This window comes from Streptomyces sp. MGP-P1 (assembly GCF_057766565.1).
In genome coordinates this window covers 2264952-2281843 of sequence record NZ_JBYMEM010000007.1, presented here as the reverse complement: position 1 = coordinate 2281843, position 16892 = coordinate 2264952, and the positions used below count along the sequence as shown (strand labels likewise).

At 71.1% G+C, this 16892-nt stretch carries 15 protein-coding genes and 1 riboswitch; of the genes, 6 read left to right on the top strand and 9 right to left on the bottom strand.

Annotation, left to right across the window (positions count from 1 at the left end; translation table 11 throughout):
- Positions 1–55 precede the first annotated feature (55 nt).
- The 3 genes from AC3CH1_RS31760 to AC3CH1_RS31750 all read left to right on the top strand — a co-directional run bounded on the left by AC3CH1_RS31760 (position 56) and on the right by AC3CH1_RS31750 (position 3316).
- Positions 56–451: a RidA family protein gene (locus AC3CH1_RS31760; protein ID WP_488466785.1), complete on the top strand. Its 396-nt coding sequence runs from the start codon at positions 56–58 to the stop codon at positions 449–451.
- A gap of 539 nt (positions 452–990) precedes the next feature.
- Positions 991–2361: an MFS transporter gene (locus AC3CH1_RS31755; protein WP_488466009.1), complete on the top strand. Its 1371-nt coding sequence runs from the start codon at positions 991–993 to the stop codon at positions 2359–2361.
- Between the two features lie 133 nt (positions 2362–2494).
- Entirely contained in the window at positions 2495–3316 is an 822-nt protein-coding gene (locus AC3CH1_RS31750) for a PhzF family phenazine biosynthesis protein (protein WP_488466008.1), read from the top strand.
- Between the two features lie 108 nt (positions 3317–3424).
- Here AC3CH1_RS31750 and AC3CH1_RS31745 read toward each other — a convergent pair whose 3' ends face one another.
- Together AC3CH1_RS31745 and AC3CH1_RS31740 are read right to left on the bottom strand one after the other, a co-directional pair.
- On the bottom strand, positions 3425–4204 hold the full coding sequence (locus tag AC3CH1_RS31745) for a CPBP family intramembrane glutamic endopeptidase (RefSeq protein WP_488466007.1): 780 nt from the start codon (positions 4202–4204) through the stop codon (positions 3425–3427).
- 404 nt (positions 4205–4608) lie between these two features.
- Positions 4609–6114, bottom strand: coding sequence for a glutamate-cysteine ligase family protein (locus tag AC3CH1_RS31740; protein ID WP_488466006.1), 1506 nt, complete (start codon positions 6112–6114; stop codon positions 4609–4611).
- Between the two features lie 484 nt (positions 6115–6598).
- Between AC3CH1_RS31740 and AC3CH1_RS31735 the strand changes: the two genes are divergently transcribed.
- Together AC3CH1_RS31735 and AC3CH1_RS31730 are read left to right on the top strand one after the other, a co-directional pair.
- Positions 6599–7183, top strand: coding sequence for a hypothetical protein (locus AC3CH1_RS31735; RefSeq protein WP_488466005.1), 585 nt, complete (start codon positions 6599–6601; stop codon positions 7181–7183).
- 334 nt (positions 7184–7517) lie between these two features.
- Positions 7518–7724 (top strand): DUF5999 family protein, encoded by a 207-nt coding sequence (locus AC3CH1_RS31730; RefSeq protein ID WP_488466784.1) that lies wholly within the window; start codon positions 7518–7520, stop codon positions 7722–7724.
- Positions 7725–7827: 103 nt separating this feature from the next.
- Here the strand turns inward: AC3CH1_RS31730 and gcvP are convergent, their stop codons facing one another.
- Positions 7828–10713, bottom strand: a complete 2886-nt coding sequence (gene gcvP / locus AC3CH1_RS31725; RefSeq protein ID WP_488466004.1) for an aminomethyl-transferring glycine dehydrogenase — start codon at positions 10711–10713, stop codon at positions 7828–7830.
- Between the two features lie 193 nt (positions 10714–10906).
- A riboswitch (glycine riboswitch) is annotated at positions 10907–11004 on the bottom strand.
- Positions 11005–11136: 132 nt separating this feature from the next.
- Between gcvP and AC3CH1_RS31720 the strand changes: the two genes are divergently transcribed.
- Positions 11137–11508 (top strand): PRC-barrel domain-containing protein, encoded by a 372-nt coding sequence (locus tag AC3CH1_RS31720; protein ID WP_488466003.1) that lies wholly within the window; start codon positions 11137–11139, stop codon positions 11506–11508.
- On the opposite strand, the gene AC3CH1_RS31715 is transcribed toward AC3CH1_RS31720, so the two are convergent.
- From AC3CH1_RS31715 to AC3CH1_RS31690, 6 genes are all read right to left on the bottom strand, one after another.
- The gene (locus AC3CH1_RS31715; RefSeq protein ID WP_488466002.1) at positions 11430–12887 is read right to left on the bottom strand and encodes a DNA polymerase IV; all 1458 of its coding nucleotides are present in this window, start codon (positions 12885–12887) and stop codon (positions 11430–11432) included. The two genes, AC3CH1_RS31720 and AC3CH1_RS31715, sit on opposite strands and share 79 nt — an antisense overlap.
- Before the next feature lie 112 nt (positions 12888–12999).
- Complete coding sequence (locus tag AC3CH1_RS31710) at positions 13000–13626, bottom strand: MerR family transcriptional regulator (protein ID WP_488466001.1); 627 nt, start codon at positions 13624–13626, stop codon at positions 13000–13002.
- 168 nt (positions 13627–13794) lie between these two features.
- Complete coding sequence (locus AC3CH1_RS31705; RefSeq protein ID WP_003970463.1) at positions 13795–14268, bottom strand: bifunctional nuclease family protein; 474 nt, start codon at positions 14266–14268, stop codon at positions 13795–13797.
- Positions 14269–14321: 53 nt separating this feature from the next.
- Positions 14322–15065: a transcriptional regulator FtsR gene (gene ftsR / locus AC3CH1_RS31700; protein ID WP_488466000.1), complete on the bottom strand. Its 744-nt coding sequence runs from the start codon at positions 15063–15065 to the stop codon at positions 14322–14324.
- Between the two features lie 42 nt (positions 15066–15107).
- Positions 15108–15887: an FHA domain-containing protein gene (locus tag AC3CH1_RS31695; RefSeq protein WP_078625830.1), complete on the bottom strand. Its 780-nt coding sequence runs from the start codon at positions 15885–15887 to the stop codon at positions 15108–15110.
- Positions 15888–16077: 190 nt separating this feature from the next.
- Positions 16078–16887 carry a DUF881 domain-containing protein gene (locus tag AC3CH1_RS31690; protein ID WP_488465999.1) on the bottom strand — a complete coding sequence of 270 codons (810 nt, stop codon included), beginning with the start codon at positions 16885–16887 and terminating at the stop codon, positions 16078–16080.
- Positions 16888–16892 lie beyond the last annotated feature (5 nt).

Below are 16892 nucleotides of genomic sequence, written 5' to 3'. Positions count from 1 at the left end.
CGACGGGCCTCCGTACTCCCATGAATCCAATGCATCGAATGGAGCTCAAGTGGCGCTGGAACGAACGGCCGTGAACCCGGTGACCTGGTCGGTGGACCTGGGGTTCAACCAGGGTGAAGTCGTTTCCGGGCAGACCCGGACCCTGTACGTCTCGGGGCAGACCTCGATGAGCGACGACGGCAAGCCCCAGCACGACGGGGACATGGCGGCACAGTTGACGCTGAGCATCGACAACCTGGAGGCCGTGCTGAGCGAGGCGGGCATGTCTCTCGCGAACCTCGTCCGCCTCAACGTCTATACGACCGACGTCGATCTGCTCCGCCGGCACTACGGCGCGCTGGCGGGGCGGCTGGGCGCGGCCGAAGTGGCGCCGGCCAGCACCCTGCTCGGCGTGACGCGACTGGCGGTCCCCGGCCAGCTGGTCGAGCTCGAAGGCACCGCCGTCGCGTGACGCGGCCTCACCGCCCGCACGGTTTCCGTCGCCCCAACCGGCGGGGACCGTACGGGCGGCGGGGACCGTACGGGCGGCGGGGACCGTACGGGCGGCGGGGACCGTACGGGCGGCGGGGACCGTACGGGCGGCGGGGACCGTACGGGCGGCGGGGACGGTACGGGCGGTGAGAACGGCAGGGCGGTGATCCGATCCCCGGTGCTCCGCATCGCGGACGCCGAGGGATACCGCCCGGTCGCACCCGTACGAGGCCGGGCACGCCTCCCGTACCCTCCCGCCCACTCCCGTAATTGCCTTTCTCCCCCGCTCGGCAAGCGCTAGCGTTCCGGGCGGCGAATGGCTCGCCAGGAGTGACCCCACCAGGAGCGGAGAGACATGCCCGGTCGTCCGAGCGCGCGCTGACGTCGTAGCCAGATCGGCCCGTCATCGCGTGCTGCCCTTGAGGTCGCGGCACAGCGAGCCCTTCTCCCGCCCGTTGCCCGGGCACGCTTCCGTGCGCCGGGCCGCGGGTCTCGTGCCCGGCGACCCACGAGGTTCCTGTGCGGCCCCTTCCCTTCCCCTCTCCTTCCTCCCCCACCCCTCCCTCCGGCGTACCGGAGTCCGGCAGGGCCGTGCCGTCAGGTCCCTGGCGGGACGCCGACTTCCGCAGGCTCTGGGCCGGTCAGACGGCCTCCCAGCTCGGCGAACACACGACGCTCGTCGTGCTGCCGCTCTTCGCCGTCCTGACGCTCGACGCGGGCGCGGGCCAGCTGGGCGCCCTCCGCGCCGTGGGGCAGGCGCCGATCCTGCTGCTCTCCCTCCTCGCGGGTGCCTGGGTGGACCGGTGGCGGGCCCGTACGGTGATGGTGCTCACCGACGCAGGCCGGGCCGTGGCCCTGGGGGCGGCGGCCGTGGCCGGTCTCCTCGGACTGCTCGGCCTGCCCGCGCTGTTCGTGGTGGCGTTCACCGTCGGAGCCCTGTCGGTCCTCTTCGACGTGGCGTACCAGGCGTCCCTCGTACGGATGGTGCGGCGCGACCAACTCGTTCGGGGCAACAGTGCGTTGGAGGGCAGCCGGTCCGCGGCGCAGATCGGCGGCCCCGCGCTCGGCGGCGCGTTGGTGTCGCTGTTGTCGGCGCCGGTCGCCGTGGCCACCGGCGCGCTGTTCTTCGCGGCTTCGTTCGGGTCCTTGAGGCGGATCCGCCACCCCGAAGCCGTACTCGGGCGTGTGGCAGTACCGGAGCGCGTCTCCCCGGTCCGGCGCCGGATCGTCGAAGGCCTGCGCTTCGTCGCCCAGAACGCCTGGCTGCGGGCCGTGTGCCTCGCCTCCGCCGCCTTCCAGCTCTCCTTCGCGGCCACGATGACCGTCTACCTGCTCTTCCTCCCGCACGAACTTCGGCTGACGGGCGTCACCGTCGGCCTCGCCCTCGCGGCGACCGGTCCGGGCGCCCTCCTGGGCTCCGTCCTGGCCGCACGGCTGCCGGGCCGGTTCGGTCACGGTGCCGTGCTCGTGTCCGCGGCGGTGCTCGGCAACGGTGCGCTGCTGTGCGTACCGGCCCTGCACGGCTCCTCGATCGCGACGGTGCTCGCGCTCCTTGCCGTCAACTTCGTGTTCGGGACGTTCAGCCAGCTGGTGAACGTCACGATCATGTCGGTGCGGCAGGCCGTCACACCGGACGGGATGCAGGGGCGCGCGGCCGCGACGATCACCTTCGTCGGGATGGGGTTCACCCCGCTCGGCTCGCTGCTCGGCGGCCTCCTCGCACAGGGGTGGGGTCTGCGCACCGGCCTCCTGGTGTCGGCCGCGGGCATGATGCTGTCGCCGGTCCTGATGGCCGTCTCCCCGCTCGCTCGCCTGGGACGGGTGCTGCCGGTCCCGCAGGCGTGCGGTGCTCCCGGCCGAGTCGGGCCGGGGCGAACGTCCGCCCGGTGACTCCGTCGGGCCCGGGGAGTCACCGGTGAGCCGGGAACCGTCGCCGGCACGGCCGCTCCGGCACGAAGGCCAGGGGCCGGCCACCCGGAATTGGCCTTGGCCCGCCTCCGCCCCGGCGATCTACGGTCGTCCCATGAGGATTCGCATCGTCGACGCGTTCACCGACCGCCCCTTCTCCGGAAACCCCGCCGGCGTACTCCTGCTGGACAGCGGTACGTTCCCGGCCGACGCACGTCTGCAGGAGATCGCCGCCGAGGTCAACCTCTCCGAGACGGCCTTCGCCCACCCGCTGCCGCCGGGCGGCACGGCCGACTGGGCGCTGCGCTGGTTCACTCCGGCCACCGAGGTGGACATGTGCGGGCACGCGACGCTCGCCACCGCCCACGTCCTGCACACCACGGGTCTGGCCACGGGCCCGGTGCGCTTCACCGCGCGCTGCGGGATCCTGACCGCGACCGCCCGGCAGGACGGCACTCTCACCCTCGACTTCCCCACCTCCCCGCTGACCGAGGAGCCGGTGCCGTACGGCCTCGCCGACGCCCTCGGGGCGGACCCCGTCTCGGTGCACGACACCGGTGAGCACATCGGCGACCTGCTCGTCGAGCTCCGCGACGAGGCGGCCGTACGGGCGCTCGCCCCGGACTTCGCCGCGCTGGCGGCCCACTCCCGGCGCGGTGTCATCGCCACCGCCGCTGCCGAGGACCCCGCCCGGGGATACGACTACGTCTCGCGCGGCTTCTTCCCGGGCGTCGGCATCGACGAGGACCCGGTCACCGGCAGCGCCCACACCGCGCTGGCCCCCTTCTGGTCGGCCCGCCTCGGCCGCGACGACCTCACCGGCCTCCAGGCGTCCGCCCGCTCGGGGCTGGTCCGCACCGCGTTGCGCGGCGAGCGCACCCTGCTGACCGGCACGGCGGTCACGGTGATCGACGGCGAACTGCTCACCACGCTCTGACGGCCGTCGGGGTGCGCCGACACTTCCGGCGCACCCCTTCACCGCCCTGACGCACAGCCCTTCACCGCCCTGACGGCACAGCCCTTCACCGGCCTGCCGGCACCGTCCTCACGGCGTCGGCAGCCAGTCGACCCGGCCGGCGAGCAGGGCGTATCCGACGAACGCCCCGATGTCCAGGAGTGCGTGCGCGACGACCAGCGGGCCCACCCGGCCCCAGCGCCGGTAGAGCAGCACGAACACGACGCCCATCACCACGTTGCCGATGAAGCCGCCGATCCCCTGATACAGGTGGTACGACCCGCGCAGCACGGAACTGGCCACCAGCGCGGCCATCGGCGTCCAGCCCCACTGTCCGAGTCTGCGCAACAGATAGCCGACGACGATGACCTCCTCCACCACGGAGTTCTGGATCGCCGAGAGGATCAGTACGGGGAATTTCCACCAGACCTCGGGCAGGGACTCGGGAACGACCGTCAGGTTGAATCCGGTGGCGCGCGCCACCAGGTAGAAGGCGAGGCCGGCGCTGCCGATGCCGGCCGCGACGAGGGTTCCGCGGCCGAGGTCGAACCAGGGTTTCGTCACGTCGAATCCGATGGTCCGCAGGCCCGCTCCTTCCCGGATCAGCAGGTGCGCGACCAGCGCGACCGGCACCAGGGCCGTGGCGATTCCGAACATTTGCCATGACAGATCAAGCCATGGACGGTCCGGGGCGTACGAGCCGTTGAGCGTCGCCGCCTGGTCCTTCAAACCCCCCGGTTTCGTCAGCGATCCGACAAAACTGATCAGGGAGGACACCGCGCTGGCACCCAGCGAGAGCGCCAGGACCAGCAGCACCTCGGACCGCGAGATCCTTCGTGGCACGGTCTCCTGGGGAAAAGCATCAGCCACGCGCCCGGTCTCCACCTGTACACCTGCCTTTTGTCCTGCGATCACGTCTCATCCCACCGGCCGCCGCACCAGGGTCTCGAATAGCGGTACGAAGATCATGCGCGACAGGCCGGGGGACGACCACCCTCGCTGGCGGTTCGGTCCCTTTTCCCTTGTTTCGTCCTCAACGAGGGGCACCACCGGCATGGGACGTCCCGGCTTGCCCGACAGCAACGCGGCGAGGATGCCGGGACCGCAGGACCACCGGCGGCTCATGCCGGCGAAGCGGCTCGGCGACCCGGTCAAGGGCGGCAGGACCGACCGGAGAAGCGCACGGCGGCCGGGCAGAACGGACTCGTCGCACAGGAGCGACCGGCCCGGGAGCCGGAGCCGGGCCCGTCAGCGGCGCCGGCTTCCCGGGAATCTCAGGGCGCCGGGAATCCCACCGGCCAGGTGTGGACCGGCTCCCCCGCGTGCATCAGCTCGGCATAGCGGCGGGTGGTGGCCGCGAGCGCCGCGTCCCGCCCCAGCCCGGCGCCCAGGGCCCGGCGGTACGTGGCCACCTGCCAGGAGGCGCCGTTGACGCGCCGCTTGCAGCGCTCCTCGATCACCCCGAGATAGCGGTCCCGGTCGGCGGGTTCGATGTGCCAGGCGTCCAGCCCCGCGGCGGCCAGCGGCAGCAGCTCCTCCAGCACCAGCTGTACGGCGGGGATCCTCACCGGCCCGCCGGAGCGGCCCGACCGCGGCCAGAGCAGCTCGGCCTCGATGCCGTGCCGACAGGCCTCGGTGAAATTCTCCTCGGCGGCCTCGAACGGCAGCCTGCTCCACACCGGCCGGGACTCCTCGGCGAGCGCCCGTACGAGCCCGTAGTAGAAGGCGGCGTTGGCGATCACATCGGTGACCGTCGGCCCGGCGGGCAGCACCCGGTTCTCCACCCGCAGATGGGGGACGCCGTCGGCGATCCCGTACACCGGACGGTTCCAGCGGTAGACGGTGCCGTTGTGCAGCACCAGCTCGGCCAGCTCCGGCACCCCGCCCTCGTCCAGCACCTTCAGGGGGTCCTCGTCGTCGCAGATCGGCAGCAGCGGCGGGAAGTAGCGCAGGTTCTCCTCGAAGAGCTCGTGGGCGGAGCCGATCCAGCGCTCCCCGAACCAGGTCCTGGGGCGCACCCCCTGGTTGACCAGCTCCGGCGGCCGCACGTCGGTGGCCTGCTGGAACAGGGGCGGCCGGGACTCCCGCCACAGCTCCTTGCCGAAGAGGAAGGGGGAGTTGGCGCCCAGCGCGATCTGGACGCCGGTGATCGCCTGGGCGGCGTTCCACACGTCGGCGAACCGGGCGGGCGTCACCTGGAGGTGCAGCTGTACCGAGGTGCAGGCCGATTCGGGGGCGATGGAGGGCGAGGTGCAGACCAGTCGCTCGACGCCTTCGATATCCAGGAGGAAATCCTCCCCCCGGGCGGCCGCCATTTGATCGTTGAGCAGAGTGTAACGGTCCACGTCCGAGAGATTGGCGGACACCACGTCATGCTCGCCCAGGGTGGGGAGGATTCCGATCATCACGATCCCCGCGTCCACCTCCCCCGCCTTGCGGTGGGCATAGGCGAGGCCGGTCCGCAGCTCCTCCGCGAGCTGATCGAAAACCCGGCCGCCGAGGCGGTGCGGGACGATATTCACTTCGAGATTGAACATCCCCAGTTCGGTCTGGAAATCCCGGCTCGCGATGCGCTGGAGCACTTGCTGATTCATCATCCGGGGCATCCCGTCGGAGCCCGCGAGATTCAGCTCGATCTCCAGCCCCATCAGGTTCCGCGGGCGGTCGAACCTCCGCTCCTCCAGGAGTCTGCCCAGCCCCTCCAGGCACTGGTTGAGCTTGGCGCGGTACGCCTGTCGATCGGACAGGTCAAAGGCTTCCGCCACGACCTTCTCCCCCATCGAGGGGTCCCTCCTCCAGTGGGCGGCCCGCGGCCCAGGCCGCTCGCATCACGATCGATAATGCCCAGCGGGAGTGATCCGTAACGCCCCCACGGGCCTCCGATACCCGATAGTCTGATGGAAGGAGACCGGGGGCACATTCCGGAGGCATGTGGTTGCCCACATTTTCGGCCGGGGTATGCGCGGTGAAAACACCGACCAGTTTCAGCCGACCGCTCCCCCGGAAGAACGCCAGGTCGGGGTCGTCGGCAGCAGTTCAAATCACCAGGAATACCACAATTCGAAGGCCGGATGACGCCTTGCGCGACATAACTCCGACCGCTAGTGGAAACACTGTGTGAACACGCGTCATATAAACTCCGCTCAACGAGGCAGAGAGTTGATGCGACTCGCCCGTCACCGGCCGTCTCCGGCCCTCATGCCGACAGCGCCGTCTGCACCCGCCCAAGCGCCACCGTGTCTCCGAAGTGAGAGGCGACCCACTATGCCGCTGCATGTTCCCCCAGCTCCCGCGCCCGCCCTGCGCAGTGTTCTCGCGGCCCTCGGTTCTCCCACCGCCGTCCGCGAGGCCCGCACATCCGCTCTCCGGTCCGTCCAGGGACCGCTGAGCCCCGAACTACCGCTTCCCGTGCATGTGCTGGACCGGATCACGCCCACCAGGACAGCACCTCTGACACGCCTCGCGGCCTGGCGTTTCCTGATCCGGAGCGAGGGCCGCGCGGTCGCCGCGGCGGACACCGTGCTCACGCCCGACGGCTGGGCCTTCTCGCACTTCTTCGAGGGGCCCTACCTCGCCTCGACCGAGCTGGCCCTCCGGCAGGCGGAGGGATCGTCCACCGCCTGCCAGGCCCGGCTGCTGTCCATCCCGGAGCTGTACATGCTCACCCTCTGGCTGCACGGCGACACCGACGCCGATCCCGGCGGCGGGATGCTCGCGCCGACGGACGTCCTGGTACCCCTGGCCCCGGCCCCGCCGGGCATCGCCGCCCACCGCCCGCACCGGGTCGCCGATCTGCTGCCCGTCATCTCGCTGCGCGTGGCCCCCGGCCCGCTCCTCAGATCGGCCTGACCGGCGCCACTCCGGCACAGCGCCCCCGCAGCGACCCCGCCCTGCCCCGCCCGGACACCGGGCGGGGCAGGGCGGGGTCGCTGCGGGGGCGCTGTGCCGCCCACCCGGACTAGCCCCATCCGGCCACCCCGAACCACCCAAAGGGACAGTGCAGTTGCGGTGAACCGTCCGCGCGGGTGATGCGTCATGAGAGGAGTACGGGTGCTGCGGCCAAATCCCTGCGGAATCATCCCCGTAGGGCAACACTGGGACCGGACCGACTGATACGGGGGCGGCCATGAACACCACATCCAGCCGCAGGACACTCGACTCGACGCAGCGAAAGAACCCATCCATGTGCCAGCACCAGCCACCCTGCCCCACCGCCGAATCACCCGACCGGGAGGCCGCCCGCCTGACGGCCCACCACCCCGAACAGGGATGGAGCCTCTTGTGCAACGGCGTCCTGCTCTTCGAGGACACCGGCGAACTGCTGCCCGACGGACAGATCATCGCTCCGCACCGGACTCTAGCAACCGGTCGTGTGGTGAAGGCCGCCTGAGGACGGGCCGACGAACAGGGGCCGGCCCGGAGAGATCTCCGCACCGGCCCCGACGCATGTCCGGCGCGCACCGCTCACGGCGCACGCCCTGCCTCAGCCTGTCTCAGTCGTCGTACGCGTCCAGCGGGGGGCAGGAGCAGACCAGGTTCCGGTCGCCGAAGGCGCCGTCGATGCGGCGCACCGGCGGCCAGTACTTGTCCGCGGCGGAGACTCCGGCCGGGAAGACGGCCTCCTCGCGGCTGTAACCGTGGTCCCAGTCGCCGCCGAGCGCGGCCGCGGTGTGCGGGGCGTTGCTCAGCGGGTTGTCGTCCTGGCTCCACTCCTCCGAGGCGACCTTCTCGATCTCGGCCCGGATCGCGATCATGGTGTCGCAGAATCGGTCGAGCTCCGCGAGGTTCTCGCTCTCCGTCGGCTCGATCATCAGCGTGCCGGCCACCGGGAACGACATGGTGGGCGAGTGGAAGCCGTAGTCGATCAGACGCTTGGCCACGTCGTCGATGGAGACGCCGGTCGCCTTGGAGATCGGGCGCAGGTCCACGATGCACTCGTGCGCGACCAGACCGGCCGGGCCGTTGTACAGGATCGGGAAGTGCGGCTCCAGCCGCTTGGCGATGTAGTTCGCGGCCAGCACGGCGACCTGCGTGGCCCGCTTGAGCCCCTCGCCGCCCATCAGACGGACGTACGCCCACGAGATCGGCAGAATGCCCGCCGAACCCCACGGGGCGGCCGAGATCGGGCCCACACCGGTCTCCGGGCCCGCGGCGGGCTGGAGGGGGTGGTTGGGGAGGTACGGGGCGAGGTGCGCGCGGACACCGACCGGGCCGACGCCGGGGCCGCCGCCGCCGTGCGGGATGCAGAAGGTCTTGTGCAGGTTCAGGTGCGAGACGTCGCCGCCGAACTTGCCGGGCTTGGCGAGCCCGACCAGCGCGTTGAGGTTGGCGCCGTCGACGTAGACCTGGCCGCCCGCGTCGTGCACCTCGCCGCAGATCTCGGCGACGTGCTCCTCGAACACCCCGTGCGTGGACGGGTAGGTGATCATGAGCACGGCCAGCTCGTCGCGGTGCTGCTCGATCTTGGCGCGCAGGTCCGCGATGTCGACCTCGCCGTCGTCGGCGGTCTTCACCACGACGACCTTCATGCCCGCCATGACGGCGCTGGCGGCGTTGGTGCCGTGCGCGGACGACGGGATGAGGCAGACGGTGCGCTGGTCGTCGCCGTTGGCCCGGTGGTACGCGCGGACGGCCAGCAGACCCGCGAACTCGCCCTGGGAGCCGGCGTTGGGCTGGATGGACACCGCGTCGTAGCCGGTGACCTCGGCGAGGCGCTCCTCCAGCTCACGGATGAGGGAGAGGAAGCCCTGCGCCTGGTCGGCCGGGGCGAAGGGGTGCAGCGCGCCGAACTCGGGCCAGGTGATCGACTCCATCTCGGCGGTCGCGTTCAGCTTCATGGTGCAGGAGCCGAGCGGGATCATGCCGCGGTCCAGCGCGTAGTCGCGGTCGGCGAGCTTGCGGAGGTAGCGCAGCATCGCGGTCTCGGAGCGGTGCTGGTGGAAGACCGGGTGGGTCAGGATGTCGTCGGAGCGCAGCAGCCCCTCGGGCAGCGTGTCGGCGACCGTCGCGTCCAGCGCCTCGATGTCGCCCTCGGCGCCGAAGGCGGCCCAGACGGCGGAGATCTGCGCGCGGGTGGTGGTCTCGTCGCAGGCGATGGAGACCTGGCCGGCGTCGACGAGGCGGAGGTTGACGCCTCGCTCCCGGGCGTCCGCGACGACGGCCGCGGCCTTTCCGGGGACCCGTACGGTCAGGGTGTCGAAGAACGCGCCGTGCACGACGTCGACACCGGCACTCCGCAGGCCGTCGGCCAGGATCGCGGCGAAGCGGTGGGTGCGCCGGGCGATCGTCCGCAGCCCGTCGGGACCGTGGTAGACCGCGTACATCCCGGCCATGACGGCGAGCAGGACCTGCGCGGTACAGATGTTGCTGGTGGCCTTCTCCCGGCGGATGTGCTGCTCGCGGGTCTGGAGGGCCAGACGGTAGGCCTTGTTGCCGTCGGCGTCGACGGAGACGCCGACGAGGCGGCCGGGCAGGGAGCGGGCGAACTTCTCGCGGACCGCCATGAAGCCGGCGTGCGGACCGCCGAAGCCCATCGGGACGCCGAAGCGCTGGGTGGTGCCGACCGCGATGTCGGCGCCGAGCGCGCCGGGCGAGGTGAGCAGCGTGAGGGCCAACAGGTCGGCGGCGACGGTGACGATCGCACCGAGCTCGTGGGCCTGCTCGATGACGGGCTCGATGGCGCGCACGGCACCGGAGGCGCCCGGGTACTGGAGCAGGACACCGAAGACGCCGCGCTCGGCGATCTCGGCGGGGATGCCGTCGCTCAGGTCCGCGACGACGACCTCGACACCGGTGGGCTCGGCGCGGGTCTCGATCACCGCGACGGTCTGCGGCAGCGTGTCGGCGTCGATCAGGAAGACGCCCTTCTTGACCTTGCCGACGCGCCGGGCGAGGGCCATCGCCTCGGCGGCCGCGGTGCCCTCGTCGAGCAGCGAGGCGCCGGAGGTGGGCAGCCCGGTCAGCTCCGCGACCATCGTCTGGAAGTTGAGGAGGGCCTCCAGGCGGCCCTGCGAGATCTCCGGCTGGTACGGCGTGTAGGCCGTGTACCAGGCGGGGTTCTCCATGACGTTGCGCAGGATGACGGGCGGCGTGAAGGTGCCGTAGTAGCCGAGGCCGATCATCGGGGCCAGCACCTCGTTGCGGTCGGCCAGCGACCGCAGCTCGGCCAGGACCTCCGCCTCGGTGCGCGCCGACGGAAGGTTCAGGGCCTCCGCGCTCTTGATCACGTCGGGCACCGCGGCGGCGGTGAGCTCGTCGAGGGAGCCGTAGCCGACCTGGGCGAGCATCTTCGCCTGGGCTCCGGCGTCGGGCCCTATGTGGCGCTGCTCGAACGGAATGCCCTGCTCCAGCTGGGAGAGCGGAGTGCGACGGGGGGTCATGGTGGAGGCCTCCTGGTCTGTCACGACCTGCGAGGGGCACCACGGCGCGGGTGCCCGAACGGCCTCCCCCTCTGTCATCTCAACCTGAGAGCTTCACCGGCGCGCCCGGGGGCGTGCCGACTTTCACCGTCGGTGAGGGTCGAGTCCGCCTGGGCCTGCGCCCGCACGGAATCGCCCTGCTTTCCAGAGTGACCTCGTCCGTGCGGTACGGGGGCCTGAGAGATTCCGGGGAGGAGTTGCTCCTTCGGCGCCTCCGGATTCTGCACCGGAGGACTCTCCCGCACGGGGTCAGCAGCCACAGCCAGCCTACCAGCGGCCATCGCGCCGGGGTTCTCGAGTGGCCGACGCCACGGATCTGCACTTGTGTGGTGCTGGTGGAGCGTCAGCGTCCACCCTGAGCAGTTGCGACCAGTGGGAGGCACCGTGCAGACCGATGTCGATCCGCGCCGCCTGATCGGCCGCAAGGCATTCGATCGCAAGGGCGCCAAGATCGGAACGGTGGATGAGGTCTATCTTGACGACGCGACGGGCGTGCCCGAGTGGGCGGCCGTCCGCACCGGCCTGTTCAGCAGGGACGCCTTCGTCCCCCTGGAGCCCAGCGAATTCGTCGAGGACGCGCTGCGCGTCCCCTTCGACCGCGCGTTGATCAAGGGCGCGCCGGACTTCGGCGTCGGCCGGCACCTCTCGCCCGAGCAGGAACTGCAGCTCTACCGCCATTACGGGCTGGACTCCCCGCCCCCGGCGGAGTCGGCACCCGACCGCGACTTCGGCAGGCTGGCGGGCCAGGAGGAGTAGTCGGCCGCTTCACGGACGAGCGGCAGCGGGTCGGCGGGCCGCAGCAGCGGATCGTCGACGCGGAACGTCAGCACCCGGCCGGGTGCGCTCCACGGTTCCTCGAACCGGACGGTGACCCGGCCCACACCGCTCCCCTGCACCCAGCCGTGCCCGTGCTCCTCGTGGTGCACGTCGTGCCCGGCGGGCCAGCGCCGCGCGGCGAGCAGCTCCGCGCCGTCCGGTTCGGGCTCGGCCGCCACGTTCTCCTCGTCGCCCCCCACCGGCGCCCGGTGCTCCTCCCGGTCCCGCCGAGCGAGCTCCCGGGCGTCTGCGGCCTGGGCGAACAGGTCCTCCTGGGTGTAGTCGGCCAGCCCCGTCACGCCGACCCCCAGCAGCCGTACGCCCCCCGTGGTGTCGACGGACTCCAGCAGCCGCCCCGCCGCCTCACGGACCACGGTGGGGTCGTCCGTGGGGCCTCTGAGCGTCTCGGAGCGGGTCAGGGTGGAGAAGTCGTAGCGGCGCACCTTCAGCACCACGGTGCGGCCCGACCGGTCGGCGGCGCGCAGCCGCTCCACGCACCGGACGGCCAGCCGCTCCACTTCGGCCCGCACCCGCACCCGGTCGTGCAGGTCCACGTCGAAGGTGTCCTCCACCGATACGGACTTGGCGTCCCGCTCGGCGACCACCGGCCGGTCGTCGAGCCCCAGCGCCATCCGGTAGAGCCCGTGGCCGTGGGCCTTGCCGACCAGCCGTACGAGCTCCGCCTCGCCCGCCTCGGCCAGATCGTGGACGGTGGTCATCCCGGCACGTCTGAGGTGGTCGCCGGTGGCCGGTCCTACCCCCGGCAGGATGCGCACCGACATGGGAGCGAGCAGCTCACGCTCGGTGCCCGGCTCGATGAGCAGCAGCCCGTCGGGCTTGGCCTCCTCGGATGCGATCTTGGCGAGCATCTTGGAACCGGCCAGCCCGACGGATCCACTGAGGCCGGTCACCGCGCGGATCGCCGTCCGCAACCCCTCGCCCGTCGCACGGGCCGACGCCGCGTCGTCGGCCGTCCCGCCGGCCTCCAGGTCCACGAAGGCCTCGTCCAGGCTGAGCGGCTCCACCAGGGGCGACAGCCGCCCCAGGAGCTCCATCACCTGGTCGCTCACCGTCCGGTACAGCGAGAAGCGCGGCACCAGGTAGGCGGCGTTCGGCGCGAGCCGCCGGGCCTGTGCGGTGGGCATCGCCGAGTGCACGCCCAGGCGCCGGGCCTCGTACGAGGCGGTGGCGACCACTCCGCGCGGTCCGAGGCCGCCCACCACGACCGCCTTGCCGCGCAGACTCGGCTTGGCCGCCTGCTCCGCCGACGCGTAGAAGGCGTCCATGTCCAGGTGAAGGATGGTGGGCGCGGGTCTCACACCCTCGATGCTGCCCTACGGCACTGACAACGGGACGGTCCGGCACCCCATGGGTGCCGGACCGTCCCGTCGTCCTCTGCGTGCTGCCCGCCGTGCTGCGCTTCCGGGGTGCTCAGACGGCGCGGTTGCGCCGCCGCGCCAGCTCGTCGGCGGGGTTGTGGCCGACGAGCGTCTCACCGGTGTCGACCCGCTCGCCGTGCAGCTGCGAGAGCGCCGCGTCCACGTCCCGCCAGACGACGCCGACGGCGATCCCGAAGATCCCCTGCCCGCCCTGGAGCAGGCTGACGACCTCGTCGGGCGAGGAGCACTCGTAGACCGTGGCCCCGTCGCTCATCAGCGTCATGCGCCCGAGATCCTGGAAACCGCGGGCCCGCAGGTGCTGAACCGTGGTGCGGATGTTCTGCAGAGCGACCCCGGTGTCCAGGAAGCGCTTGACGATCTTGAGGAGAACCACGTCCCGGAAACTGTAGAGACGCTGGGTCCCCGACCCGTAGGCCGGGCGCACACTGGGCTCGACCAGTCCCGTACGGGCCCAGTAGTCCAACTGGCGGTAGGTGATCCCCGCCGCCGCGCACGCCGTCGGTCCGCGATAGCCGATGTCGACGGCATCGCTCGCCGCTGCCACGCCGCCCGCTGCCACCGCTGCCGGTTGAACCGGCTGCCTGATGGCGTGGTCGGCTCCACTGCCGTGCTGCGGATACGGCCCACCCGCCGCCGTACCGTCGCCGCTGCTTCTCACGCCGACCTCCGTCCTTGACCTGCCCACTCGAAGGTAGGCAGTCACTCGGGGTGCGTCAACGATCGCCACACTCGGCACGCCGAGTGATAATCACCCTGAGGGTGGTTTCCCGTGTCTCGTTTCCGGGAAAGGCTTGTCGGATGCGCTGACAGCACCCCTGCGGGACGGTCACTGACTGTTCGTACCGAAGTCCTCCGGAGAGATCTGATCGAGGAACTCGCGGAACTTCTCCACCTCGTCCTCCTGCTCGTCGGGGATCGCGATGCCCGCATCGTCCAGCACGCCGTCACTGCCGTAGATCGGCGTGCCGGTCCGCAGGGCGAGCGCTATGGCGTCGGAGGGCCGGGCGCTCACCTCCACTCCGCTGGCGAAGACGAGCTCCGCGTAGAAGACCCCTTCGCGGAGGTCCGTGATGCGGACCTCGGTGAGCTCCTGGCCCAAGGCCTCGAGCACATCCTTGAACAGGTCATGGGTCAGCGGCCTGGCGGGAGCCATGCCCTGCTGGGCGAAGGCAATCGCAGTCGCCTCCCCAGGACCGATCCAAATGGGGAGGTACCGGTCGCCTCCCACTTCACGCAGGAGAACGATCGGTTGGTTGGAGGGCATTTCCACCCGGACACCGACAACGTCGAGCTCGTTCACACAGCAACCCTAGGACGTGCTCGCCATGTTTGGGTAGTCGGGCTCCGCCGAGGTCAGTGCAGACGGCTGCGCAGAGCGCTCTGCACGAGGGCCGCGTGCAGCCGTACGGACAGCTCGGCGAGCTCGTTCGCGGTGGCCTCGGCATGGGCCCTGGTCTGGGGATTACGGTGTCGGCGCAAGGGCGCGACCAGCTGCTCCACCAGCCCCGCCTCCCGGTCGGCGGAGGCCCGCATGGCCCGAAGATGACGCGGTTCCAGGCCGAAACGCCCCAGGTCCGCCACCAGCTTGGCGACGGTCACCATCTCGGCGTCGTAGCCGCCCCCGGGTGCGGGGACGATCAGCCCGTAGGACTCCCACTCGGCCAGCCGGTCCTCGTCGACCTCGGCCGCCGCGAGCAGCTCGGCCCGTCCGACCCGGGCGGCGGTCGCCGTCCCGGGACCGGTCTCCCACACCCCGTCGGCCAGGTCCCGCCGCTCGCCGGGCGAGGGCAGCACGGGCTGCTCCCCGCGGGCCAGGGCGTCCAGGTGCTCCCGGATGACCTTCAGCGGCAGGTAGTGGTCCCGCTGCATGCGGAGCACCTGGGCCAGGCGCTCCACATCACGCGGGGCGAACTTCCGGTATCCGGAAGGAGTGCGCTGCGGCTCGACGAGCCCCTCCGCCTCCAGGAACCGGATCTTGGAGATGGTGACTTCGGGAAACTCGTCGCGCAGCTGGATGAGCACCGTACCGATGCTCATCGGGCGCGCTTCCGCGGTGGCGGTGCCGTGTCCGGCACCGCCCGTCGGTGTTCGCAGCATGGGCCTTCCTCGGGGTCCCCCCGGACGGAGTCCGGGGGCTGGTCACACGCCCCGCGGGCTCGCATAGAAGACCAGGCGGTACTTTCCGATCTGGACTTCGTCGCCGTTGGACAGCTGGACCGAATCGATGCGCTCACGGTTGACGTAGGTGCCGTTGAGGCTGCCGACATCACCCACGGTGAAGCTACCGTCCGGGCTCCTGCGGAACTCCACATGACGCCGCGACACGGTCACGTCATCGAGAAAGATGTCGCTCTGCGGGTGACGGCCGGCCGTGGTCAGGTCGCTGTCGAGCAGGAAGCGGCTCCCGGAGTTCGGGCCCCTCCGCACGACCAGCAGCGCCGAGCCTCCGGGCAGCGCGTCGACCGCGGCCTGGGCCTCCGGGGAGAGCGAGGGCAGAGCGGTCTGCCCCGTCGCCTCCGCCTCGTAAGCCTCGAGGCCGGAGATGGAGATGGTTGACGTCGTCTCCGAGGGGCGCTCGGGAACACCGCCCCGCAGCGGCGCGCCGCAGTTGGAGCAGAACCTGCTGGCCTCCGCGTTGCGGTGACCGCACCTCGTGCAGACCGGCATCGACGAGCCCTCCGGGGTGAACCCTCCACCCGTACTCGAGGCTGATGGTGCGCCGAAACCTATGCGTCCGGCACCGGCAGGGTCAACAGACGACACGCCGTCACCCCCCGGGGCGCCGGACACCTCGTCGCGGAAGAGCGGACGCTCCGCCTCCTGCTCCTCGCCCTGACCGTGGCGCGGCGCGCGGTGGCGGGCAGCACTGTTGCTGTCCTCGCGTGCACTCTTCCCGAACAACTTCGCAAACAACTTCACGGGCGATTCCCCTTGACCGACATAGACCCGCCCGTGGGGCAGGACGAACCCTGATTGAACACACCTGCCGACCCGGACATCTTCACAACGTCCGTATCCACCCGACAGTTTCCACCACGCACCACCAATCCGGTGCGCCGACCCCCCGCAACCGTCCGACCCGCTCCACCGGCCCCCACGCTCGCCCGGCTCACGGGGATGACGACCGAGCGTAGTCAGGCCGCTGCGCCGGTCGCAAGGCGTCGACGACGATGTCGTCGGACCGCTCCACGAGCACGGTGGCCTGCTCCTTCTCCAGCGTCTGGACCACTCCGCCGGGAATGTTGAGGGCGGGCTCCAGATCCTGAGGTTTTCCGATCACCGTGAACTCGTACGGCGCCTCAATCCCCTTGCCGTCCACCTGGACGTTCCCGGCGTCACCGGAGAAATAGGTGTTGGCCACCACCCGCACCCCGTTGACCTGGATCGCCTCGGCCCCCGCCGCCCGCAGTTCCTGAATGGCGTCGAGCAGCATGTCGGGCGCGACCGCCCCCGAGGGGTCGGTGATCGTCAGCGTGATGCCGGGGCCCTGCGCCGCCGCGGTGCCCGCGAGGATACCGAGCTGGCGTTCCTTCTCCAGCGTCTGCTTCCGGGCCTCCTCGGCCTGGTCGGAGCTGTTCTCCAGCTCGGTGCGCTGATCGTCCAGACGCTGTTTCTCGTCCTCCAGACGCTGGGTCCGGTCGTCGACCTCGTCGAGGATGCGGACCAGGTCCTCCTGCCGGGCTCCACGCAGCGCACTGTCGTCGCTGGTGGACCGTACCTGGATGGCGAGCCCCAGCCCGAGCCCGAACAGCAGCAGGGCGACGATCAGTTGGGCCCGGCTCAACCGCGGCGGCCACAGCCCCGCCTTGAGCCTCTGCCGTCCGGACACCTCCGTGGCCGGCGGCGGCACGGGAGGGTCGGGGGCGGCGGACGCGCCGCTCTTGGGCTGTTCGCTGCGGGGATTCTCGTCGTTGTTCATCGGCC

Excerpts from the sequence above, each read along its gene's own strand:
- AC3CH1_RS31750 (WP_488466008.1), top strand. The coding sequence starts at position 2,495 with ATGAGGATTCGCATCGTCGACGCGTTCACCGACCGCCCCTTCTCCGGA.
- AC3CH1_RS31740 (WP_488466006.1), bottom strand. The coding sequence starts at position 6,114 with ATGGGGGAGAAGGTCGTGGCGGAAGCCTTTGACCTGTCCGATCGACAG.
- AC3CH1_RS31735 (WP_488466005.1), top strand. The coding sequence starts at position 6,599 with ATGCCGCTGCATGTTCCCCCAGCTCCCGCGCCCGCCCTGCGCAGTGTT.
- AC3CH1_RS31730 (WP_488466784.1), top strand. The coding sequence starts at position 7,518 with ATGTGCCAGCACCAGCCACCCTGCCCCACCGCCGAATCACCCGACCGG.
- gcvP (WP_488466004.1), bottom strand. The coding sequence starts at position 10,713 with ATGACCCCCCGTCGCACTCCGCTCTCCCAGCTGGAGCAGGGCATTCCG.
- ftsR (WP_488466000.1), bottom strand. The coding sequence starts at position 15,065 with ATGCTGCGAACACCGACGGGCGGTGCCGGACACGGCACCGCCACCGCG.
- AC3CH1_RS31690 (WP_488465999.1), bottom strand. The coding sequence starts at position 16,887 with ATGAACAACGACGAGAATCCCCGCAGCGAACAGCCCAAGAGCGGCGCG.